At 72.4% G+C, this 22,994-nt stretch carries 17 protein-coding genes and 2 pseudogenes; 6 read left to right on the top strand and 13 right to left on the bottom strand.

The features are described from left to right. Positions 1-311 precede the first annotated feature (311 nt). Positions 312-1,907 carry an amino acid permease gene (locus tag ACFRFC_RS21960; protein WP_382687830.1) on the top strand — a complete coding sequence of 532 codons (1,596 nt, stop codon included), beginning with the start codon at positions 312-314 and terminating at the stop codon, positions 1,905-1,907. Between the two features lie 26 nt (positions 1,908-1,933). Here the strand turns inward: ACFRFC_RS21960 and ACFRFC_RS21965 are convergent, their stop codons facing one another. Beyond that, positions 1,934-2,515 carry a GNAT family N-acetyltransferase gene (locus ACFRFC_RS21965; RefSeq protein WP_382687833.1) on the bottom strand — a complete coding sequence of 194 codons (582 nt, stop codon included), beginning with the start codon at positions 2,513-2,515 and terminating at the stop codon, positions 1,934-1,936. A gap of 126 nt (positions 2,516-2,641) precedes the next feature. Between ACFRFC_RS21965 and ACFRFC_RS21970 the strand changes: the two genes are divergently transcribed. Continuing rightward, the gene (locus tag ACFRFC_RS21970) at positions 2,642-3,595 is read left to right on the top strand and encodes a pseudouridine synthase (RefSeq protein ID WP_382687835.1); all 954 of its coding nucleotides are present in this window, start codon (positions 2,642-2,644) and stop codon (positions 3,593-3,595) included. A gap of 43 nt (positions 3,596-3,638) precedes the next feature. Here ACFRFC_RS21970 and ACFRFC_RS21975 read toward each other — a convergent pair whose 3' ends face one another. The 6 genes and pseudogenes from ACFRFC_RS21975 to ACFRFC_RS22000 form a co-directional block, all read right to left on the bottom strand. Beyond that, positions 3,639-5,150, bottom strand: a complete 1,512-nt coding sequence (locus tag ACFRFC_RS21975; protein WP_382687837.1) for a cytochrome P450 — start codon at positions 5,148-5,150, stop codon at positions 3,639-3,641. Between the two features lie 13 nt (positions 5,151-5,163). Next, entirely contained in the window at positions 5,164-5,784 is a 621-nt protein-coding gene (locus ACFRFC_RS21980; RefSeq protein ID WP_382687839.1) for an ATP/GTP-binding protein, read from the bottom strand. Next, positions 5,765-6,085, bottom strand: a pseudogene (locus tag ACFRFC_RS21985) (DUF742 domain-containing protein); the annotation flags it as partial. The pseudogene ACFRFC_RS21985 and the gene ACFRFC_RS21980, both read right to left, overlap by 20 nt. 236 nt (positions 6,086-6,321) lie before the next feature. Further along, a complete protein-coding gene (locus ACFRFC_RS21990) occupies positions 6,322-6,729 on the bottom strand; it encodes a roadblock/LC7 domain-containing protein (protein WP_382687841.1) in 408 nt (135 codons plus the stop codon). Continuing rightward, positions 6,726-8,384, bottom strand: a complete 1,659-nt coding sequence (locus ACFRFC_RS21995; RefSeq protein ID WP_382687844.1) for an ATP-binding protein — start codon at positions 8,382-8,384, stop codon at positions 6,726-6,728. Before ACFRFC_RS21995 ends, ACFRFC_RS21990 begins: the two co-directional genes overlap by 4 nt. A 503-nt stretch (positions 8,385-8,887) precedes the next feature. Next, on the bottom strand, positions 8,888-9,517 hold the full coding sequence (locus tag ACFRFC_RS22000) for a TetR/AcrR family transcriptional regulator (RefSeq protein ID WP_382687847.1): 630 nt from the start codon (positions 9,515-9,517) through the stop codon (positions 8,888-8,890). Between the two features lie 246 nt (positions 9,518-9,763). On the opposite strand from ACFRFC_RS22000, the gene ACFRFC_RS22005 reads away from it, so the two are divergent. The 4 genes and pseudogenes from ACFRFC_RS22005 to atzF all read left to right on the top strand — a co-directional run. Beyond that, positions 9,764-10,588, top strand: coding sequence for an urea amidolyase associated protein UAAP1 (locus tag ACFRFC_RS22005; protein ID WP_382687849.1), 825 nt, complete (start codon positions 9,764-9,766; stop codon positions 10,586-10,588). Beyond that, complete coding sequence (locus ACFRFC_RS22010; RefSeq protein ID WP_382687852.1) at positions 10,585-11,271, top strand: urea amidolyase associated protein UAAP2; 687 nt, start codon at positions 10,585-10,587, stop codon at positions 11,269-11,271. The genes ACFRFC_RS22005 and ACFRFC_RS22010 overlap by 4 nt, the downstream gene beginning before the upstream one ends. Next, positions 11,268-14,774 carry a 5-oxoprolinase/urea amidolyase family protein gene (locus ACFRFC_RS22015; protein WP_382687855.1) on the top strand — a complete coding sequence of 1,169 codons (3,507 nt, stop codon included), beginning with the start codon at positions 11,268-11,270 and terminating at the stop codon, positions 14,772-14,774. Before ACFRFC_RS22010 ends, ACFRFC_RS22015 begins: the two co-directional genes overlap by 4 nt. A 62-nt stretch (positions 14,775-14,836) precedes the next feature. Further along, positions 14,837-16,516, top strand: a pseudogene (atzF, locus tag ACFRFC_RS22020) (allophanate hydrolase); the annotation flags it as partial. Between the two features lie 62 nt (positions 16,517-16,578). Here atzF and ACFRFC_RS22025 read toward each other — a convergent pair. The 6 genes from ACFRFC_RS22025 to ACFRFC_RS22050 all read right to left on the bottom strand — a co-directional run bounded on the left by ACFRFC_RS22025 (position 16,579) and on the right by ACFRFC_RS22050 (position 22,640). Next, positions 16,579-19,428 carry a DEAD/DEAH box helicase gene (locus tag ACFRFC_RS22025; RefSeq protein WP_382687857.1) on the bottom strand — a complete coding sequence of 950 codons (2,850 nt, stop codon included), beginning with the start codon at positions 19,426-19,428 and terminating at the stop codon, positions 16,579-16,581. Between the two features lie 50 nt (positions 19,429-19,478). Beyond that, positions 19,479-20,387, bottom strand: a complete 909-nt coding sequence (locus ACFRFC_RS22030) for a diacylglycerol kinase (RefSeq protein ID WP_382687859.1) — start codon at positions 20,385-20,387, stop codon at positions 19,479-19,481. A 69-nt stretch (positions 20,388-20,456) separates the two neighbouring features. Next, positions 20,457-21,407, bottom strand: a complete 951-nt coding sequence (gene tatC, locus ACFRFC_RS22035) for a twin-arginine translocase subunit TatC (RefSeq protein ID WP_382687862.1) — start codon at positions 21,405-21,407, stop codon at positions 20,457-20,459. Between the two features lie 47 nt (positions 21,408-21,454). Further along, positions 21,455-21,742 carry a Sec-independent protein translocase subunit TatA gene (gene tatA, locus ACFRFC_RS22040; RefSeq protein WP_382687865.1) on the bottom strand — a complete coding sequence of 96 codons (288 nt, stop codon included), beginning with the start codon at positions 21,740-21,742 and terminating at the stop codon, positions 21,455-21,457. A gap of 313 nt (positions 21,743-22,055) precedes the next feature. Further along, on the bottom strand, positions 22,056-22,250 hold the full coding sequence (locus tag ACFRFC_RS22045) for a hypothetical protein (RefSeq protein WP_382687868.1): 195 nt from the start codon (positions 22,248-22,250) through the stop codon (positions 22,056-22,058). 96 nt (positions 22,251-22,346) lie between these two features. Further along, entirely contained in the window at positions 22,347-22,640 is a 294-nt protein-coding gene (locus tag ACFRFC_RS22050; RefSeq protein WP_382687871.1) for a hypothetical protein, read from the bottom strand. Between the last annotated feature and the right edge of the window lie 354 nt (positions 22,641-22,994).

Consider the following 22,994-nt stretch of genomic DNA (forward strand, 5'->3'; position numbering starts at 1 on the left):
CACCTGAGCCACCTGGGCCACCCGTACGCCCCACCCCCCTGCCGTACGCCGCAGCCGACCCCCCTCCCCCGGCAATCCCGAGAACGGCGGCGCCCCACCAAGGGCGCCGCCGTTCCACGTACCCGGACACCCCCCGAAACCGCAAACCGCAAGCCCCCGCACACACACGACATATCGCGACCGTCGGACATTGGCCACGACGTGAGCACATGGGTCCGGAGCGGACATGGCCGTGTCACGCGGCCGAAACAGCGCGTCCCTAATTTCTGTCGCTCGACAGGAATTCTCCGCGCTCCCAGGCAGGTGCCACCGTGACCACCACCGCTGACTCCGACGTCCGCCCCGACCCGCCGCGCGCCGCGCAGTCCGCCCCGGACGGCCCGCTCGCCGAGTTCGGCTACCGCCAGGAACTGCACCGCAGCCTGGGCCGGTACGCCTCGTTCGCCGCCGGGTTCTCCTTCATCTCGGTCCTGACCACCGTCTTCCAGTTCTTCGCCATCGGTTACGCGTTCGGCGGCGCGGTCTTCTTCTGGACCTGGCCGGTGGTGCTGGTGGGACAGTTCCTGGTGGCCGCCTGCTTCGCGGAACTGGCCGCGCGCTACCCGATCTCCGGCGCCATCTACCAGTGGTCCACCCGGCTCTCGAACGCGGCGTTCGGCTGGTTCGCCGGCTGGATCATGGTGATCGGGCAGATCGTGGTGGTCGCCGCGGCGGCGCTCGCGCTCCAGATGGTGCTGCCCGCGATCTGGTCCGGCTTCCAGCTGATCGGCGACGACCCGGCCCCCACCTCCGCCGACGGCGCCGCCAACGCCGCCGTTCTCGGCGTGCTCCTGCTGGCCCTCACCACCCTGGTCAACACCCTGGACAACAAGGTCCTGTCGGCGGTGAACCGGATCGGCGTCACCGCCGAGATCATCGGCGCGATCCTGATCGTCGTCCTGCTCCTCACCCACTCCGAGCGCTCCCCCGGCATCACCTTCCACACCACCGGCGGCGCCGAGTCCGGGCTCCTCGGCGCGCTGCTGGTGGGCTCGTTCACGGCGGCGTACGTGATGATCGGGTTCGACAGCGCGGGCGAGATGAGCGAGGAGACCCACCATCCGAGGCGTACCGCGCCGCGCACGATCCTCACGGCGCTCGGCGCGGCGGGCCTGCTCGGCGGGCTGATCGTGCTGGGCGGACTGCTGGCCGCGCCGAGCCTCACCGACGGCCGGCTCGCCGTCGACGGGCTGAGTTACGTCCTCACCAGCAGCCTGGGCGACGGCGTGGGCCGGCTGCTGCTGGCCGACGTGGTCGTGGCCATCGCCGTGGCGACGCTCGCCATCCAGACGTCCGCCTGCCGGATGCTCTTCTCCATGGCCCGTGACGGGCAGCTCCCCTTCTCCCGCCGCCTGGCCCGCGTCAACCCCCGCACCGGCATGCCCCACGCCCCCGCCCTGGTGGTCGGCGTGCTGGCCGCCGCGCTGCTCCTGCTGAACTTCGCGTCCCCGGAGGCGTTCCTCGCCATCGGCACCACCTGCATCGTCATGCTCTACCTGGCCTACGCGATGGTCACCGGCCCGCTCCTGATCGCCCGTCTGCGCGGCCGTCTCCCTGGCACCGGCACGGACGAGACCGGCGCCCCGCTCTTCTCCCTGGGCCGCTGGGGCGTCCCCGTCAACGCCCTGGCCCTCCTGTACGGCCTGTTCATGACCGTCAATCTGGCCTGGCCCCGCGCCGAGGTGTACGACCCGGCGGGCGGGCACTGGTACTTCCAGTGGTTCACCCTGATATTCCTGACCGTCACGGTCGCGGCCGGGGCGGCCTACCGGGCGTGGCGGACCCGGCGCCCGCAGCCGGTGCCAGTGCCGGTGCCGGTGCCGGTGCCCGTGCCGGCCGAGACGCCCACGACGACCATCCCGGCGTAGGGCCCGTCGTCATCGTCCTGTCGCCGTCAGTCCCCGCGCACCCGGGCATGCAGGTGCATGTCGTGCCAGCCGTCCGTGTGGAGCAGCGCGGAGCGCTTGGTGCCCTCCAGGGCGAAACGGGCTCGGGCGGCGACCCGGCAGGACGCCTCGTTGGCGACGGAGTGGTGCAGTTCGAGGCGCTGGAAGCCGATGTCGTCGAGGGCCCAGCGGGCGAGGGCGTCGGCGGCACGGACGGCGACCCGTCGGCCACGGGCCTCGGCGAGCGTCCAGTACGCCACCTCGGCCATGCCGTCCCCGAGCGCGAGGGAGCACAGCGCGACCCGGCCGAGCAGCCGCCCGGAGTCCTCACCGGCCACCGCGAACTGGACCCCGCTCTCCGCCGCCCACTGCGCCCGCCACTCCTCGACCCAGCCCCGCACCTCGTCCGCGCCGGCCGCGGCCCGCAGATGCCAGCGGTGCAGCGCGGGGTCCTGGTACGCCCGGTGGACGGCGGGCACGTCCCCGTCCCGCCAGGGGCGCAGCAGCAGTCCGTCACCGGTGGGGAGCGTGGGCTGCGGGCTCCCGGCGAGAACACCGGCGGGCAGCACCCGGGAAGTAAGAAGAGGCATGTCCGGCATCCTGCCGGGCCACGACAGCCCGCTCCCGGCGAATTCCGGCACCCGCACGGCCCCAAGCGCGGCCCCACCCGCCGCCGTTTCCCGGCCCCGCACCCCACCTCGTACCCTGAACCCACCATGACCCGCCGTTCCGCTCCCCCGCCCGCCCCGCTCCCCCAGCGTGACGGGGTCGACGCGGTGCGGGTGCGGCTGCCGTGGGAGGGGGAGTGGGGGTCGGTGCGGGAGTACCTGGTGGAGCGGCTGTCGGGGGCGGGGCCCGGGGTCGTGGCGGGGATGTTCGAGGCGGGGCTGGTCGTCGGGGCGGACGGGCGGGCGGTGGCGCCGGAGACGGAGTTCGTCCCGGGGATGTACGTGTGGTTCCACCGCGAGCTGCCCTACGAGGTGCCGGTGCCGTTCCCGATCGACGTGGTGTACCGCGACGAGCATCTCGTCGTCGCCGACAAGCCGCACTTCCTGGCCACCACCCCGCGCGGCAGCCATGTCGTACAGAGCGCCCTCGCCCGGCTCCGGCGTGAACTGGACCTGCCCGCGCTGGGCGCCGCGCACCGCCTCGACCGGCTCACGGCCGGGCTGGTGCTGTTCACCGTCCGGCCCGGGGAACGCGGCGCCTACCAGCGGCTGTTCGGCGAGCGCCGGGTGCGCAAGGAGTACGAGGCGGTGGCGCCGTACGATCCCGGGCTCGCCCTGCCCCGGACCGTGCGCAGCCGGATCCTCAAGGAGCGCGGGGTGCTGGCCGCGCGGGAGATTCCGGGCGAGCCCAACGCGGTCAGCGAGGTCACGCTGGTCGAGCACCGTGCCGACGGGCTGGGCCGGTACCGGCTGCTGCCCGCCACCGGCCAGACCCATCAGCTGCGGGTGCACATGACCGCCCTCGGGGTGCCGATCCTCGGCGATCCGCTGTATCCGGCGATCGCCCCGCCCGTACCGCCGGGCGACTTCCGCCGCCCGCTGCAACTACTGGCACGGGCGCTGGAGTTCACCGACCCGGTGACGGGTGTGGAGCACCGGTTGCGCAGCGGGCGGGTGCTGGGGGCCTGGGCGGAGCCGGAGGAGTGGGCTGCGGGGCGGTAGCCCCCCGCCGCAGCCGGACCGCCGTCCCGCCCCGGCTTCCTCCTCAGTCCCCCCTCCACCACCGTACGAACCGCCGCCACGCGCCCGGCCGCTTCTCGGGTTCCGGGGCGGGCTCGGGCGGTTGCGGGTACGGCGTCGGCGGGGGCGACGGGTTGGTGCGCAGGGGGGCGGTCAGGGCCGTGCCCGGCCGGGGGGAGACGATCTCCCAGGTCGGAGGGGGTTCCGGGTGCCGGACCGCCGGGGGTGTCTGGATGTCCTGCGTCGGCTTGGGGCCGAAGGTGACGGGGAGGGCGACCAGATGGCGGGAGGCGATGGACTCGGTCCAGCGCAGCCGGTCCTCGGGGCAGTCGAGTTCCACGTCGGGGAGCCGCATCAGCAGCGCGTCGACGCCGGTGTCGGCGATGGCGCGGCCGATGTCCTGGCCGGGGCATTCGTGCGGGCCGCCGCCGAAGGAGAGGTGGGAGCGGTTGCCCTGCATATGGGCGGCGAGGTCGGGCCGCACGCGGGGGTCGATGTTGCCCGGTGCGGGCGCGAACAGCAGGCCGTCGCCGCGTTTGATGCGCTTGCCGCCCAGCTCGGTGTCCTGCTTGGCGAAGTAGGCGAAGACCGTGCTGAACGGCGGTTCGTCCCACAGGGACTGCTCGACCGCCTCGGGCACGGTCATCTGGCCGCCGCTCAGCTGGGCACGGAAGCGGGGGTCGGTGAGGACCATGCGCAGCACGCTGGAGAGCAGGTTGACGGTGGTCTCGTAGGAGGCGAGCAGCACCAGCCGCAGATGCTCGCGGACCTCGTCGTCGCTCAGCTTGGCGGGGTGGCGGACGAGATAGCCGGTGAAGTCCTCCTGGGGGTCGGCGCGGCGGCGCAGGGTGAGCCTGCTGAGCGCGTCCATGACCTTGGCGTGGCTGGCGATGGCGGTCTCGGTGCCCTTGAGGGTGTCGCGGGCGGCGTGCACGAGTTCATCGCTGTACTCGTCGGGCATGCCGAGGATCTCGCACATCACGCCCATCGGCAGATGCTCGGTGAACTCGCTGACGAGATCGGCGGTGCCCCGCTCGCAGAACCGGTTGACGAGCCGCTGGGTGTGCCGGTTGATGTGCCGGCGCAGCGAGCGGTGGTTGATGGTGGACACGGCGCCGGTGACCGCGCCGCGCAGCCGCAGATGTTCGTCGCCCTCGGCGTGCGAGGCGATGGGCTGCCAGGCGATGTGCGGCATCAGCGGGTGGTCGTCCTTGACCCTGCCCTCGGTCATCGGGGTCCAGATGCGGCTGTCGCGGGTGTACTGCGCGGGGCTGCGCACCATGTGCAGGTTCTCGGCGTGGCCGAGCACCACCCACATGGGGATGTCGTCGTGGAGCAGCACGGGCGCCACGGGGCCGTGTTCGGCGCGGAGTTTCTCGTACAGGCCGCTGAGGTCGAGCGCCTCGGGGCCGTAGAGGCGCTGCGGGTCGCCGGGGCCGGGGCGGTGGGCGGGGCCGGGGCGGTGGGCAGGGCAGCCGGGGGGCGGGGCGCCGGGGAGGTCGTCCGTACCGGTCGAGGGGTGGGGTTCTGGCGTCACGGAAAGGCTCCGGTCAGGTGAGGACGCCCGCCGTGGCGAGCTTGTGCAGGAAGCGCATGAGGGTCGTCAGGGTGTCCCGGCTGGAGGCCCGGCGGCGGGCGTCGCACTCCACGATGGGGATCTCCGGGGCGAGGTCGAGGGCGGTGCGCAGTTGCTCCACGGGGTAGTGCGGGGCGCCGGGGAAGGTGTTGACGGCGACCACGAAGGGCACACCGCGCTCCTCCAGCCGGCCCATGACGTCGTAGCTGACCTCCAGGCGCCGGGTGTCGATCAGGACCACCGCGCCGAGGGCGCCCTCGAACAGGCCGTTCCACAGGAACCAGAAGCGTTCCTGGCCGGGGGTGCCGAACAGATAGAGGATCAGTTGCTCGGAGACGGTGATGCGGCCGAAGTCCATGGCCACGGTGGTGGCCGTCTTGGTGTCGGAGCCGCGGTTGTCGTCGACACCGACGCCGGCCTGCGTCATGGTCTCCTCGGTCGTCAGCGGTCTGATCTCGCTGACCGAGCCGACCATGGTGGTCTTGCCGACGCCGAACCCGCCCACGATCACGATCTTCACCGCGGCCCTGGCCGTGTGCGGGAGATGGTCCTCGGTGCGGGGGCCGGGGAGGGTGTCAGAGCCTTTGAAGTCCATGCATCACCGCTTCGAGAAGGGACCGGTCGGCAAGCGCCTGGCGGACGATGGGGGCCCGCGCGTGGACCAGTCCGGCCGCCAGCATCTCGGTGAGCAGGACGGTCACCGCGCTGTACGGGAGGCTGAGGTAGGCCGAGAGTTCGGCGACGGACAGGGGGGCGGCGCACAGGCGCAGCACCGCGGCCTGTTCGGGGGCGGTGGAGGGCGGCGGGTCCTCGGCGCGCGCCACGATCAGGGTGACGAGGTCCAGTCCCGCGCGCTCGCCGTCGGCGCCCCCGAGGACGTAGAAGCGCTCGGGGTTGCCGCCGGGCCTGCCGTCGCCGGGGGCGGTGTCCTCCGGGGGGTTGTCGTCGGGGCGCCGGGCCTCGGGGGCGTGGCTCTGCGGCGGGGACGGGTTCTCAGGGTGCCGGTTCTCCCGGGGGTGGCCGTCCCGGGCGCTCCGGTCGCCACCGGCACCCGGCGGTGGCTGGGAGGTCGACGGGAGCGGCGGTGGCCGGAGCGGCTCCTGGGGGTAACGCCTCTGGCGTTTGGGAGGCGTCATACGGTCTGCCCGTTGCTGTGCCGCGCGGGGCTGGTGAGGTGGGCGCCGATCCGGACGACGAGGTCGCGCATGCGGTTGCTCATCATGCCGGGCTCGCACCTGATGTCGGAGAGGACCGCGAGATAGGCGTTGGCACCGGCCGCCATCAGATAGAAGTAGCCGCGGTCGATCTCGATGACGATGAGGTTCATCTCGCCGTCGCTGCCGGACAGTTCCTGCGCGACGGCGTTGGCGAGGCTCTGCATTCCCGCGCAGGCGGCGGCGACCCGGTCGGCGGCGTCCGGGTCGCCGGAGTAGCGGGCGAGGCGCAGACCGTCGGCGGAGAGCACCACGATCATCTCGATGCCCGGCACCCCGTCGTACAGGTCCTTGAGCAGCCAGTCGAAGTTTGCGCGGTACGTCACTTGACGTCCCCTTCGTCATCATCGGCCTCGGTGCGGGCCGTCTCGTCGATCAGGTAGAGGTACTTGGTCGGGTTCCGGGTGAAGTCGGTCGGGTGGGTGCCGGGCGGCAGGTCCTTCTTCAGGCCCTCCCAGAAGGACTCGACCCACGCCCCGGGCGGCACGAACTCCTTCTCCGGTGCCGGCTCGGGCTCGGGTTCCGGCCTACGGGTCCCGGCGGCCAGGGCGGCCTCACGGGCCTCGCGCTCGGCCTTCTCGGCGGCTTCGGCGGCGTACTGGGCGCGGTACTGCTCGGTGATCCGCTGGGTGATCGGGATGGTGGCCCGGCTGCGGCGCTGCGGCAGGCCGTGGGCCGTCCACTCGGTGATGACCGGGACGTCGTCCTCCAGGGAGACCCCCTGCGGGATCTTCGGGCTGGTGGGGCGCCGCTTCTTGGGCGGACGGGCGGGGCCCGGCAGGGCGTCGCCGGTGACCGGGATGCCGGTGGCGCCGATGCCGTGCGCGAGGCCGACACCGCGCTCGTGGGTGAGCATGTTCATCGGCACGATGAGCACCGCGCGGACCCCGCCGTACGCGGAGGTGCGCAGCGCGATCTTCATGTTGAACTGGCCGCACAGCCGCCCGACGACGGCAAGGCCCAGACGCGGGCTGTCGTCGAGTTCCTGCATGTCGACGCCCATCATGGCGTTCTTGATCATCTCCTCGGCACTTGCCCGGGACTCCTCACCCAGGCCCATGCCGCCGTCCTCGATCTCGATGGCCAGCCCGCTCTGCACCTCGATGGCGGTGACATGCACCTTGGTGTGCGGGGGCGAGTAGCGGGTGGCGTTGTCGAAGAGTTCCGCGCAGGCGTGGATGATCGGCTCGACGTAGATGCCCTTGGCGCTGAGCCGGGCGATGTTGTTCAGCTTGATCCGGCGGTACTCCAGGATCCGGGACATCGCGCCGCGCAGGGTGGAGTACATGGAGACGTCCAGGGGCCAGTTGCGGCCGGGGCGTCCGCCGCCGAGCACGGAGATGGAGTCGGCGAGGCGGCCGATCAGCGCGGTGCCGTGGTCGATGCGCAGCAGGTCGTCGAAGACCTCGGGGTTGGTGCCGTGGTCCTCCTCCATCTCGCGGAGTTCGTTGGCCTGCTGGTGGACGATGGCCTGGACCCGGCGGGCGACGTTGACGAAGGAGCGCTGGGCGGAGTCGCGCAGGTTCTCCTCGTGGTCGACGATCCGCAGCATCAGCCGGATCAGTTCCTTCTGGACCTCGGGGATGCTGCCCCAGCCCTCCTCGATCTCGTCGAGTTCCAGGAGCGTCTCCCGGGCCGTGTTGCCCTTGCGCATGTGGTCGATGGCGCCGGGGACGATGTCGGTGGCGAGATAGAGCATGCGCCCGTCGTTGGCGGCGATCCGCTCTTCCAGCTCGGCGGTGTACCGGGCGTGTTCGGCCCGCAGTTCGCGGATGGCCCGGCCGCGGCGCACCACCTCGGCTGCGGTCAGGATCACCAGGAGCGTGGCCACCGCGCCGCAGCAGCCGACCGCGAGCCGGGCGGCCGGGGGCACCAGGGCGACGGCGGCGCCGGTCGCCGCGGCCATCAGTACGGCGGGCAGCAACAGCAGGCGCGTGTAGGGAAGTTCGCGGCGTCGGGGTGGGGGTTGAACACTCACCATGTGGGCCCTCGGAAGCGAATCGGCGGGGAAGCCGGGCGGATGCCGGACGGGCATCGGACGTGGACAGGGCAGGAATCGGACGGGCATCGGACAGGCATCAGACGGGCATCGGACGGGACAGCGCGGGCATCGGACGTGCGCCGGGCGTGCTTGGGGGCCCTGCGCCGGGGGAACACTCCGCATCGAAACTTCGGGATGTTCGAGACCTTGGGGATTTTTGGGAACAAACGCACGAATGCTCTCAACTCGGTGCGCTACGGGCGAGCTTAGTCCGAGCGGATCATCGCCGTGTCATCTTCGACAAGCCCCTGAAATGGCGGCGCGACGGGAGTAGTCTCGGCCCCATTTGCACACTGAGCGCCATTTCGCACACGCTGTGTAGCGGCGTACGGGCGTCCGAATTCCTCTCACTGTGACGAGTGAAGCCACCTCAGCCCGCGAGAGCCGGAGCGCGCCCCTTTGCCGGGCGCCCCCGCGCAACCGCCCCGCGCAGCCGCTCCCGCTCAGCCCCCCACGATCCGCAGCGCCGCATCCGCCGTGGCCGCCGCGAACACCCGCACCGGGCGTTCGGGCCCCGAGCGCCGGACCAGGATGACGCCCTCGATCAGCCCGAACACCAGATCCGTACGCAGCTCCAGCTCTCCCTTGGCCAGCGCACCCCCGGCGTCCGTGGCGGCCAGCAACTGCCGGTAGGCATCGCGCAGTTCGGCGCGCACCGCGTGGAACCCGGCGAACCGCTCGCTGCGCACCTCGGGCAGCAGATACAGCGCGCCCAGGTTGTCGGGGCCGCCGCACAGCAGTTCCACGTCCGCCCGGCACAGCTCCCACAGCCGCCGCTCGGCGGGCCGGACGTCATCGGCGAGCAGTTCACGGGCGTAGGCGAGCGACGGGGTGACCGTCGACTCCAGGAGTTCGGCGAGGAGTTCCTCCTTGCCGGACACGTAGTGGTACATCGACGCCTGCCGCATCCCGGCCCGCTCGGCGAGGGCCCGGGTGGAGGTGGCCGCGTAGCCGAGGGTGGTGAACAACTCGGCGGCGGCCACCAGCAGTTCGGCGCGTGGCTCCAGCCCGCTGTCCGAGCGCCCCGCGGCCCGGGGCCGTCCGACCCGTCGTGCACCATCCGTCGTCCCCATACGCCCGATCGTCGCACAGCCCATCGCCGGGTGATCACCGCCACCACTCCGGACGATCACCGCCCACCCGCGCGCCCGCCCTCCGTGAGCGATCGGTAACTCCCCGGGAACACACGGGCAACACCGAGGACCCGACCCCCACCTAATTTCTGTCGAGCGACAGAAACCCCCTTCAGAAACCCCCTTCATAGGTCCCCTTCAGAAGTCCCCTCGCGTGTCCCATCGGTACCCCGCCGGAGGTTCCCCATGGCAACAGCCACCACATACGGCGCCCGAGCCCACGCACGGGCGCAGCAAGGCACCCGGGCCGAGGCCATGCCCGTCGTACCGGCCGCCGACTGGCCGGGGCCGCCCTGCGAGGCGGGGCATCTGGTGTGGGCCGAGACGGTCGCGGGCGGGAACTACACCCACCGGGTGCTCGCCCGCGGCACCGAGCTGCGCCTGACCGATCTGCGCGGCGACGCCTGCGCCCATCTGCTGCTGTACGCCGCCGACCGTCCCTGGGAGCGGCTGAACGTCGCCGACACGGTCAAGGTGCAGTGGAACGCCTACCTGGGCGAGGGCGGGCTCCTGCTGTCCGACCAGGGGCGGGTGCTCGCGTCGACGGTCGCCGACAGTTCCGGGCGCCACGACGCCCTGTGCGGCACCTCCACCCTCGTCCGCAACACCGCCCGCTACGGCGACGGCACCCCCCAGTCCGCCTTCCCCGCCGGGCGTGAACTGTTCAAGCTGGCCGCCGCCAAGAACGGCCTCGGACCCCGCGATCTGCCGCCCTCGCTCTCCTTCTTCCAGGGCGTCGAGGTCGGCGAGGACGGCGCCCTGGACTTCACCGGCTCGGCCGGGCCCGGCGCGAGCGTCACCCTGCGCGCCGAGCAGGACATCACCGTACTCATCGCGAATGTCCCGCATCCCTTCGATCCGCGCGCCGGCTACCACAGCACCCCGCTGGAGGTGCTCGCCTGGCGCGCGGCCCCGACCGGCCCCGGCGACCCGCTGTGGGACGCCACCCCCGAGGGCCACCGCGCCTTCCTCAACACCACCGAATTCCTCGCCGCGAGGGGGCTCGCATGACCAGCACCCAGCACACCGGGGCCGACACGGGACCCGACCCCGACACCACCCCCGTCACCCACACCACCGTCCCCGCCCGCGCCGCCTGGTCGTCCGTGATCCGCCCCGGCGAGACCCTCACCATCACCGACCTGCACGGCAACCAGGCCGTCGACTTCCTCGTCTACGACGCCCAGGACACCGCGATCCGCTACAGCGCGCCCGACACGATCCACGCCCAGGGCGGCATCTTCCTCAGCACCGGCAGCGTGCTCCTCTCCACCGAGCACACGCCCCTGATGACGGTGACCGCGGACGAGGTCGGCCGCCACGACACCGTGGGCGGCGCCTGCTCCAAGGAGTCCAACACCCTGCGCTACGGCCACCACACCTGGTCCCAGCACGCCTGCGTCGACAACTTCCTCGCCGAGGGCGCCCGGTACGGCCTCGGCAAGCGCGACCTGGTCTCCAATATCAACTGGTACATGAACGTCCCCGTCGAGCCGGACGGCACCCTCGGCATCGTCGACGGCCGCTCGGCCCCGGGCCGCTCCCTGACCCTGCGCGCCGAACGCGAGGTCCTCGTCCTGGTCTCCAACTGCCCCCAGATCAACAACCCCTGCAACGGCTTCGAGCCGACCCCGGTCGAGCTGACCATCAGGAAGCCCAGGGCCTCGCGGACGACCCCGGAGGCCACCCGATGACCTACGACACCCTCCTGATCGCCAACCGCGGCGAAATAGCCGTACGCATCATCCGCACCGCCCGTGACCTGGGCCTGCGCACGGTCGCCGTGTACTCCGACCCGGACCGCTCCGCCCCGCACGTGCGGCTCGCGGACGAGGCGGTGCGGCTCGGTCCGGCGCCCGCGCGGGAGTCGTACCTGGACGCCGATCTGGTGCTGAAGGCGGCGAAGGACACCGGCGCGGGCGCGATCCACCCCGGCTACGGCTTCCTGTCCGAGGACGCCTCCTTCGCGCGGCGCTGCGAGGACGCGGGGATCGTGTTCGTCGGCCCGACGCCCCGGCAGCTGGAGCTGTTCGGTACGAAGCACACCGCGCGGGCGGCGGCCCAGGCGGCCGGGGTGCCGCTGGCGCCGGGCACGGGACTGCTGGCGACCCTGGAGGACGCGCTCGGCGAGGCGGCGGTCATCGGCTACCCGGTGATGCTGAAGGCCACCGGCGGTGGCGGCGGCATCGGCATGTCGGCGTGCCGGGACGCCGCCGGACTGACCGAGGCGTGGGAGCGGGTGCAGCGGGTCGCCGCCGCGTCCTTCGCGACGCCCGGCGTGTTCCTGGAACGGCTGGTCGAGCACGCCCGCCATGTCGAGGTGCAGATCTTCGGCGACGGCGCCGGGAAGGTCGTCGCCCTCGGGGACCGTGACTGCTCCCTCCAGCGCCGCAACCAGAAGGTCCTGGAGGAGGCCCCGGCCCCCGGCCTGCCCGACCGCGTCCGCGCCGGGCTCGCCACCGCCGCCCGCGACCTGTGCGCCTCGGTCGGCTACCGCTCCGCCGGAACCGTCGAGTTCGTGTACGACGCCGCCCGCGAGGAGGCGTACTTCCTGGAGGTCAACACCCGCCTCCAGGTCGAACACCCGGTCACGGAGGAGACGTACGGCGTCGATCTGGTCGCCTGGATGCTGCGGCTGGCGCGCGGTGAGCGGGACGTCGTGCGCGACCCGGGACCGCCGCGCGGTCACGCCGTCGAGGCCCGGATCTACGCCGAGGACCCCTCCCGCGACCACCGGCCCGGCGCCGGGCTGCTGACCCGGGTGGAGTTCCCGCCGGGCGTCCGCGTCGACGGCTGGGTGGAGACCGGCACGGAGGTGACGACGTCGTACGATCCGCTCCTCGCGAAGGTGATCGCCCACGGCCCGGACCGCCGGACCGCGCTCGAACGGCTGGACGAGGCGCTGGCCCGCACCCGCGTGGACGGCATCGAGACCAACCTGGGCCTGGTCCGCGCGGCCCTCACCCACCCGGACTTCCGCGCCGCGCACCACTCCACGGCCACCCTCGCCGGCGTCCACGACCCCACCCCGCGGATCGAGGTGGCCGCCGCCGGGACGCTCACCACCGTCCAGGACTGGCCGGGCCGCACCGGCTACTGGCAGATCGGCGTCCCCCCGAGCGGCCCCATGGACGACCGCTCCTTCCGCCTCGGCAATCTCGCCCTGGGCAACCCCGAGGGCGCCCCCGGCCTCGAATGCACCCTTGAGGGCCCGTCCCTGCGCTTCACCCACCCCACCACCGTCTGTGTCACCGGCGCCCCGGCCCCGGTGACGCTCGACGGCACACCGCTCGCGCAGTGGACGCCGGTCACCGTCCCCGCCGGAGCCCTCCTGGAGATCGGCGCCCCCACCGGACCCGGACTGCGCACCTACGTCCTGTTCGCGGGCGGCCTCGACGTCCCCGCCTTCCTGGGCAGCGCGAGCACCTTCACGCTGGGCCGGTTCGGCGGACACGGCGGCCGGGCGCTGCGCACCGGCGACGTCCTGCACGGCGGCACGCTCGCCGAGGGCACCCCGGTCACCGACCCGCCCGCCTTCACCTCCGTGTGGCACCTCGGCGCCGTCGAGGGCCCGCACGCGGCACCGGAGTTCTTCACCGAGGACGACCTCCGCGACTTCTACGCCGCCGAGTGGAAGGTGCACTTCAACTCCGCCCGCACCGGGGTACGGCTCGTCGGCCCCAAGCCGCGCTGGGCCCGCACCGACGGCGGCGAGGCCGGCCTGCACCCGTCCAACATCCACGACACCCCGTACTCCGTCGGCGCCGTCGACTACACCGGCGACATGCCGGTGCTGCTCGGCCCCGACGGCCCCTCGCTCGGCGGTTTCGTCTGCCCGGCCACCGTGCTCAGCGGCGAGCGCTGGAAGCTGGGCCAACTGCGGCCGGGCGACACGGTCCGCTTCACCCCGGTCCGGGTGGACGGCTCACCGCGCGCGGAGATCGTCGACGGGGGCGTCCTGGCCCGGGACGGCGATGTCACCTACCGGCGCTGCGGCGACGACAACCTCCTCGTCGAGTTCGGTCCGATGCAGCTCGACCTCGCCCTGCGGATGCGGGTGCACGCCCTCATGGAGGCGGTCGGCGCGGCGGACCTGCCCGGGGTCCTGGACCTCACCCCGGGCATCCGCTCCCTCCAGATCCGCACCGACCCCGCCCGGCTCCCCCAGCACGACCTGCTCCCCCGGGTACGGCGGCTGGTGACCGCCCTGCCGCCCACCGACCGCCTGGTGGTCCCGTCCCGCACGGTCCATCTCCCCCTGTCCTGGGACGACCCGGCGACCCGCGAGGCCATCGCCCGCTACATGGCGGGGGTCCGCGACGACGCCCCCTGGTGCCCGTGGAACATCGAGTTCATCCGCCGCGTCAACGGCCTGGACACCGTCGAGGACGTCCACCGCACGGTCTTCGACGCCGAGTACCTGGTGCTGGGCCTGGGCGATGTCTACCTGGGCGCCCCGGTCGCCACCCCCCTGGACCCCCGCCACCGCCTGGTCACCACCAAGTACAACCCGGCCCGCACCTGGACCGCCGAGAACTCGGTCGGCATCGGCGGCGCGTATCTGTGCGTCTACGGCATGGAGGGCCCCGGCGGCTACCAGTTCGTGGGGCGGACCACCCAGGTCTGGTCGGGGTGGGCGCAGCGGGGCGCGTTCGAGCCCGGCAAGCCGTGGCTGCTGCGCTTCTTCGACCGGATCAAGTGGTACCCGGTGGACGCCGACGAACTCCTCGAACTACGCGCCGACCTGATCTCCGGCCGGTTCGTGCCGAAGATCGAGGAGGGCACCTTCTCACTGGCCGCCTACGAGGAGTTCCTCGCCCGGGACGCCGAGTCGATCGCCGCGTTCCGCGCCCGGCAGCAGTCGGCGTTCACGGCGGAGCGGGACGCGTGGGAGGCGGCGGGCGAGTTCACCCGGGCCGAGGCGGCGGCAGCGCCCGCGCCCCCGGCGGGCGAGGTGACGGTGCCGCCGGGCGGACGGCTCGTCGAGGCGGAGTTCGCGGCGTCGGTGTGGCAGGTCAACATCGCGCCGGGCGACACGGTGACGGCGGGTCAGCCGCTGCTCGCGCTGGAGGCGATGAAGATGGAGTCACGGGTGTCCGCCCCGATGGCGGGCGTGGTGACGGAAGTACTGGCCCGCCCCGGCGACCAGGTGGAGGCGGGCACGGCCCTGCTCGTCCTGGCCCCGGCGACGGGTTGAGCAAGGGAGCAGGCAACCGGGCGAACCGGCACCGATCGCCCGGCCGCCCGAGCAGACGACACAAGGAGCGAGCAAACATGTCCACCACCGTCGACCGGGTCCGTGCCGCCTACGAGCGGATCGCGGCCGTGGACCGCCCGGAGATCTGGATCGGCCTGCGCCCGCGCGCGCAGGCCGAGGCGGAGGCGGCGGCCCTCGACGCCCGCGTGGCCGCCGGGGAACGCCTCCCGCTGGCGGGCAGGCTGCTCGCGGTCAAGGGCAACATCGACGTGGCGGGCCTGCCCACGACGGCGGGCTGTCCGTCGTACGCCTACCGCCCGGACGTGGACGCCCCGGCGGTGGCCCGGCTGCGCGCGGCGGGCGCGCTGGTCCTGGGCACCACCAATCTCGACCAGTTCGCGACCGGCCTGGTGGGCACCCGCTCGCCCTACGGGGCCGTGCGCAACGCCCACGACCCGGCGCGGGTGAGCGGCGGCTCCAGCTCCGGCTCGGCGGTGGCGGTCGCCCTGGGCATCGCCGATCTGGCCCTCGGCACCGACACGGCGGGCTCGGGCCGGGTCCCGGCCGCCTTCAACGGCGTCGTCGGCCTCAAACCGACCCGTGGCCTGATCCCGACTGCCGGAGTGGTCCCGGCCTGCGCCACGCTGGACTGCGTGACGGTGTTCGCCCGCACCCTCCCGGAGGCCGAGACGGCCCTGTCGTACCTGACGGCCCCACCGGCCCGGGACCTCCCGCCGCTCCCCGCACGCACCCCGGGCCCCTGGCGCATCGCCGTCCCGCCGACCGGACAGCTGGGCGAGCTGGACGAGGGCTGGGCCCAGGCGTACGAGGCGGCGGTGGCCCGGCTGGCGGAGGCGGGCGCCGAGATCCGACCGCTGGACCTCACCCCGTTCACCCAGGCGGCGGCGATGCTGTACGAGGGCGCGTTCGTGGCCGAGCGCTACACGGCCGTGGGCGCCTTTGTCGACAAGTCCCTGGCCACCGGTGCCACCGACCTGGACCCGACCGTGTCCGGCATCATCACCGGCGCCCGCGATGTCCCGGCCCACCGTCTCTTCGCCGACCAGGCTCGCCTGGAAGTCCTGCGCGCCCACGCCCTGACGGAACTCTCCGACGCGGACGCGCTCCTGCTCCCCACCGCCCCGGGCCACCCCACCCTCGCCGAGGTCACGGCGGACCCGCTGGGCGCCAACGCCCGGCTGGGCCGCTTCACCAACTCCACCAACCTCTTCGACCTGGCGGCGGTGGCCGTCCCGGCGGGCGAGGTGTCGGGCCTGCCGTTCGGCGTGATGCTGATCGGCCCGGCGTTCACCGACGACCGCCTGACCCGCATGGCGGCCTCACTGCCCCCACAGGCCCAAGTGGCAGTGGTGGGCGCCCACTTGACAGGCCAGCCCCTCAACCCCCAACTCCTGTCCCTGGGCGCCCACTTGTCCCACACAACAACAACGGCCCCCCTCTACCACCTCCACGCCCTCAACACGACCCCCGAAAAACCGGGCCTGGTGTACGTAGGAGAGGGCGGCAAGGAGATCGAGACAGAGATCTGGACCCTCCCCCCGGAGTCCCTGGGCACCCTCCTGACGACCCTCCCCCGCCCGATGACACTGGGCCGAATCCACCTGACAGAAGGCACAACCACCCCAGGCTTCCTGTGCGAGCCAAGCGCACTGGAAGACGCGAGGGACATCACGTCATTCCAGAGCTGGCGCGCATATGTCAATCGCCGTGCGGCCATCTGACCTCAGGGGCGCGGGGAACTGCGCGACCAGCCCCCACCGACCCGCACCCGCCGACGAACCCCTCACCCCACCGACGAATAGGCCACAACCCCCCGCAACAACCCATCAACCGCCTTACGCGCAGCCTTCCCCACAGTCGACCCGCTCGGCGCAGCCGCCGCCACCTGCCCCAACACATCAATCACCTGCTTGCACCACCGCACAAAATCCCCCGCCGGCATCTCCGCCTCCCGCAGCACCTCGTCGAGCCCCTTCCCGGAGGCCCACTGGTACGCGGCCCAGGCGAACCCGAGATCCGGCTCCCGCTGCCCGACCCCCTCGGTCTGGGTGATCCGGAAGTCCTCCTCCAGGGCATCCAGCCGCCCCCAGATCCGCACCATCTCGCCCAGCGCGGCCGTGGCCTTCCCGGACGGCACCTTGGGTGCCATGGCGTCATCGGCGGCCCGCGCCTCGTACACCAGCGCGGACGCGCAGGCCGCCAGCTCGGCGGGCGCGAGCCCCTCCCACACCCCGGCGCGCAGGCATTCACTGGCCAGCAGATCCAGCTCGCCGTACAGCCGGGCGAGCCGCTTGCCGTGCTCGGTGACCTCGTCGTCGCGGAGATAGTCCAGCTCGGTCAGCAGGGCCACGATCCGGTCGAAGGTGCGGGCGATGGTGTTGGTACGCCCCTCTATCCGCCGCTCCAGCTGGGAGGTGTCCCGCAGCAGCCGGTGATAGCGCTCGGCCCAGCGGGCGTGGTCCTCACGGTCGGAGCAGCCGTGGCAGGGATGCGCGCGCAGCTCGGCGCGCAGCCGGGCGATCTCCCGGTCGTCGGCGGCCTGCGAGCGCTGCTTGCGGTGCCGGTCGGCCGGGATGTGCCCGGCCTTGGTGCGCAGCGCGGAGGCGAGATCACGGCGGGACTGCGGGGAGCGCGGGTTGAAGGACTTGGGGATCCGCATCCGCTCCAGCGCCTCCACCGGCACCGGGAAGTCCATCGCGGCGAGCCGCTTGACCTGCCGCTCGGCGGTCAGCACCAGCGGCCGGGGCCCGTCGTGCGCCTCGAAGCCGCGATGCCCGTTGGACCGCCCGGCGGGCAGCCCCGGATCGAGCACCAGCGCCAGCCCGGCGTACTTCCCGGTGGGGACGTGGATGACATCGCCCGGCTTGAGCCGCTCCAGCGCGACGGCGGCCTCGGCTCTGCGCTGGGCGGCGCCCTGCCGGGCCAGGTCGTTCTCCCGGTCCTTGAGTTCGCGGCGCAGCCGCGCGTACTCCTCGAAGTCGCCGAGATGGCAGGTCATCGACTCCTTGTAGCCGTCGAGACCTTCCTCGTTGCGCTGCACCTGCCGGGAGATCCCCACCACGGACCGGTCGGCCTGGAACTGCGCGAACGACGTCTCCAGCAGCTCGCGCGAGCGGTGCCGCCCGAACTGCTCGACCAGGTTGACCGCCATGTTGTACGACGGCTTGAAGCTGGAGCGCAGCGGATAGGTGCGGGTGCCGGCGAGCCCGGCGAGCTGGTCGGGGTTCATGCCGCGCTGCCACAGCACCACGGCATGGCCCTCGACGTCGATGCCCCGGCGTCCGGCGCGGCCGGTGAGCTGGGTGTACTCGCCGGGGGTGATGTCGGCGTGCTGCTCGCCGTTCCACTTGACGAGCTTCTCCAGGATCACGGACCGGGCGGGCATGTTGATGCCCAGGGCGAGGGTCTCGGTGGCGAACACGGCCTTGACCAGGCCGCGCACGAACAGTTCCTCCACGACCTCCTTGAAGGTCGGCAGCATGCCCGCGTGGTGGGCGGCGATACCGCGCTCCAGGCCCTCCAGCCACTCGTAGTAGCCCAGGACGTGCAGATCCTCGGACGGGATGGACGCGGTGCGCTCCTCGACCAGTTCACGGACCTTCAGACGGGCCTCGTCGTCGTTGAGCCGCAGGCCCGCGTACAGGCACTGCTGGACGGCGGCCTCGCAGGCGGCGCGGCTGAAGATGAAGGTGATCGCGGGAAGCAGGCCCTCGGCGTCGAGCCGCTCGATGACCTCGGGGCGGCTGGGCGTCCAGATCCGGGACCGCTGTCTGCGCTCGCGCTCGCGGTCGGCCTCACGCATGGACCGGCCGCGTCTGCGGTCCTGGTAGGAGGGCCGGCTGGCCTCCATGCGGGCCATCCGGGTCAGATCGGGGTTGACGGCCTTGCGCTGGCCCTCGCCCTCCTCGAACAGGTCGTACATCCGCCGCCCGGCGAGGACGTGCTGGAACAGCGGCACCGGCCGGTGCTCGGAGACGATCACCTCGGTGTCGCCGCGCACGGTGTCGAGCCAGTCGCCGAACTCCTCGGCGTTGGAGACGGTCGCCGAGAGTGAGACGAGCGTCACCGACTCGGGCAGATGGATGATCACTTCCTCCCAGACGGCGCCCCGGAAGCGGTCGGAGAGGTAGTGCACCTCGTCCATCACCACATGGCCCAGGCCGAGGAGGGTCCGCGAGCCCGCGTACAGCATGTTCCGCAGCACCTCGGTGGTCATCACGACCACGGGGGCGTCGGAGTTGACGCTGTTGTCGCCGGTGAGCAGGCCGACCTTGTCGGCGCCGTAGCGGCGGCACAGGTCGTTGTACTTCTGGTTGGACAGCGCCTTGATGGGTGTCGTGTAGAAGCACTTGCGGCCCTGGGTGAGGGCGAGGTGGACGGCGAACTCGCCCACGATCGTCTTGCCGGAGCCGGTGGGGGCGGCGACCAGCACGCCCTTGCCGGACTCCAGCGCCTCACATGCCTCGATCTGGAAGGGGTCGAGGCCGAAGTCGTACATCTCGCGGAAGGACGCGAGCGCGGTGGCCTGGTCCGCAGCACGCCTGCGGGCTGCCGCGTACCGCTCGGCAGGTGAGAGGTCCTGTGTCATCGTGCTTTCGAGCGTACCGGGCCGCACTGACAACAGGACGATCATTATCCCGATCCACGTCCCGGCCCCCGCTCCGCCGCCGGGATCCACGCGGCTCAGGGCGCGGCGACCCGTACGGCGGCGGGGACACAGCGCGCGGTCAGCGGCAGCGGCCCCAGCGGCTCGCCGTCGGCGTACCCGGTGAGCCCCTCCGCCACGATCTCGACCGTCGCGGCCCGCATCACACTCACCTTCGGATGCCCGACGTGCGTGCCCCGGTACACCTTCGGGAACACCCGCACCAGCGTCCGCCGGCTGCAATCCCCCACCACGGTGATGTCGAACAGCCCGTCCCCGAGATCGGCCCCGGGACAGATCCGCATCCCGCCCCCGTACGAGGACCCGTTGCCGACCGCGACGAGCGTGGCCTCGATCTCCCGCACGGCCCCGCCGTCGAGCGTGATCCGGTACGGCAGCGGGCGGAACGCGGCGAGTTCGGCGAGCATCGCCAGGTCGTACTTGAGCCGCCCGGTGGGCCACCGCATCCGGTTGCCGCGGTCATTGACCCGTGAGTCGAAGCCGGTCGCCAGGACGGTCGCGAACCAGCGGTCCCCGACCCGGCCGAGGTCGATCTCCCGGAGCCGGGCGGCCTTGAGCCGGTCGGCGATCAGCCGCCCCGCCGCGGCCGGGTCGCGCAGGGGCAGCCCGAGGGCGCGGGCGAGATCGTTGCCGGTACCGGCGGCGACCAGACCGAGCGGCGTCGGGGTGCCCGCGACGGCCTGGAGCGCGAGGTGTGCCATGCCGTCGCCGCCGACGGCGACCAGCGCACCGGTGCCCGCGGCGACGGCCGCCCGCGCGCGGGCCAGCGCGTCCGGGGCGTCCCGCCCGAGGACCGTACGCACCGAGAATCCGGCGGCCCGCAACGCGGAAGCGGCCGGCCGCGCCGCGTGGGCGCCCCGGCCGCGACCCGCGGTGGGATTCACGAAGAGGGATATCTCGCCGATGTCACTGATCTCGCCGGTCATCCCCCAGACCTTATGAGGACCCCGGACCCCCGGACCCCCTGAGGAGCCCCCGGGCTCCCGGGTGGATCCTCAGGTCACGTCGTCATAACCGTTGACCCGGTCCGAGGACGCCTGCTCGGGCAGCGCGCGCGCAGCCGGCACGGTCTCCACCTCGCCGATCGCCTCGGGGGTGAGATCGAGGTCGGAGGCCTCGTCGTCGGCGGGGCCCGCTGCCTCGCGGCGGCGCCTGCGGCGGTCGTTGAACAGCGAGACGGCCACGGCCACGAAGTACAGGACCCAGATCGGCCCGGCCAGCCCCATCATGGTCAGCGGGTCGGTGCTGGGCGTGGCGATCGCGGCGAAGACCGTGATGCCCATGATCATGGCCCGCCACCAGCCGAGCATCCGGCGGCCACTGATCGCGCCGGTGAAGTTCAGCATGATCAGCAGCAGCGGCAGTTCGAAGGACAGGCCGAAGACGATGACCATACGGGTCACGAGGTCGAGCAGATCGTCCAGCGGCAGCAGGTTGTCCACGCCGAACGGGGTGAACTCGATCAGCACCTTGGCGGTGGTGGGCAGCAGCTTGTAGGCGAAGAAGGCACCACCGAGGAAGAGCGGGAAGCCGGTGGCGACGAACGCGTAGGCGTACTTCTTCTCGTGCCGGTGCAGGCCGGGCGCGACGAACGCCCACAGCTGGTACAGCCAGACCGGCGAGGCCAGCACCACACCGGCCATCAGGGACACCTTCAGCGCCAGCGTGAACGGCGTCAGCAGACCGTTGATGGTGATCTGCGCGCACGGTTCGGTCGTGTCCTGCGACTGCGCCAGTTGCTCGAAGGTCTGCGAGCAGCCGACCGATTCAAGGATCGGGTCGGTGAAGAAGTTGATGATGTCGTTGTAGAAGAAGGCGGCGACCACCGTGACGAGGACGATGGCGAGCAGCGCCTTGGCGAGCCGGTTGCGGAGCTCACGCAGGTGTTCCGCGAGGGGCATCCGCCCCTCGGGATCCTTCTCCTTGTTGCGGGCAGGCTTCAGCAACCCACGTTCCCATCTCGTGCGGCGGGCCGGAGGTCACCGGCCCATGATCAGCGCTTGGTCGAGTCCGTCGGCTCGGTGACCGGGCGGGAGCTGGTCACATCGCCGGGCGACGCCTGGATGATGCGCTGAGCCGGGCCCTGCTCGTCCGTCGTGGGCGGGTCGGCGGGGGCGGCGGTCTTGCTGCCGTCGTCCTTCATCGCCTTGGCCTCGCTCTTGAGGATGCGCGCGGACTTGCCGAGCGAACGAGCCATGTCCGGAAGCTTCTTCGCGCCGAACAGCAGGATGATGACGACGAGGATGAGAATGATCTCGGGGGCTCCGAGCCTTCCGAACATAAGTCTTTACCTTCTCACCGAGGCGGCTGGGTGGGTGCTGTCCAGCCGGTCGGACAAGAGTCCGATCAGCCGTGCGACAGCGATCGTAACGCTCAGGGGTGAACGCCGAGCAATCCCTGTGCGTACTCCGTACTCCCAATCCGCGGTCCGCGCCTCGTCTCCGGGCCGCGATCAGCAGCGTACCTGCCGGATACGGCCGGGTGACAGGGCGAAGGGGCCCAAATCGCGTCCGTCGCGGGACTCCGCATTGGTCGCACAGCGCAGCCGCTCCTGTCCCGCGAACCCTGATTCACGGCGGATCCACAGCTCGCGTTCACAGCGAATCCGCAGATCGCGCGGTGCTCACCGACGCCCGTTCCAGATCCTCGGCGGCCCGGTTGATCCGCGTCGCGGACTCCGTGACCTGGCGGCCCAGTCCTTCGGCCGCCAGGAAAACCCGGACGGCGAGCACACCGAGCACCATGATCCCCAGGAAACCCACGCCTACCGCGAACATCGGCCAGAACATGGGCCAGAGCCTAGACCGTCACGGGTGCGGGGGTGCACGCCGGTCCGGGCGGGGCCGTGAATCCGGGCGGGACCGCGAGGCGGCCCGGGAGTGACCTCAGTGCGCCGAGTGCAGTCTCAGGGTGCTGACCCCGCCGCCGGTGAGCAGCTGCACGATCCGCTCACTGGCCGGCTTGCGCACCAGCGTCTCGCACTGCGGACAAGTGAAGGAGTAGAACGTGCTGCGGCTGGTGGCCCCGATGGCCAGCCGCAGCGCGCTCGCGCCCAGCTCGAAGCTGCCCCGGCAGTCCGGGCAGCCCGCCCGGAACACCACGGGAGCCACACTTCTCATCCCGGCGAACGCGGCGGCGACCGTCATGCCCCGCGCACCGGACGACACCGTCTCACTCACAGCGCCAGCTCCTCTTCCCTCGCTCATCACCCCGGACGCCCCGACCGGTGCCGGGTCCCTCGCCCGTGTGTTGCCCGCATGTTGTACGTGTGTCCTCGGCGCTCTTGGCCGGGGGGGTCGGGTGGGCCCGGCCGGAGGCCCGGGTGGGCTCCGGCCGGGGCCCGGGTGCCCGGGGCCCGCATGGGCTGCGCCCAGGGGCGGATGCCGTCCGGCCGGAACCGGGGCGGGCCGCCTGCCGGGACCCCTTGCCGGATGCCGGGGCCGGGGGCCGGATGCCGGGAGCGGCGATCAGGTATCCGGCGGCTCCCGGGCGGCGCCCGGCGCGACCGCACCCGTACCGCCTTCACCGGCACC

Source organism: Streptomyces sp. NPDC056734, from assembly GCF_042790455.1.
In the GTDB taxonomy this organism is placed as follows: Bacteria; Actinomycetota; Actinomycetes; order Streptomycetales; family Streptomycetaceae; genus Streptomyces.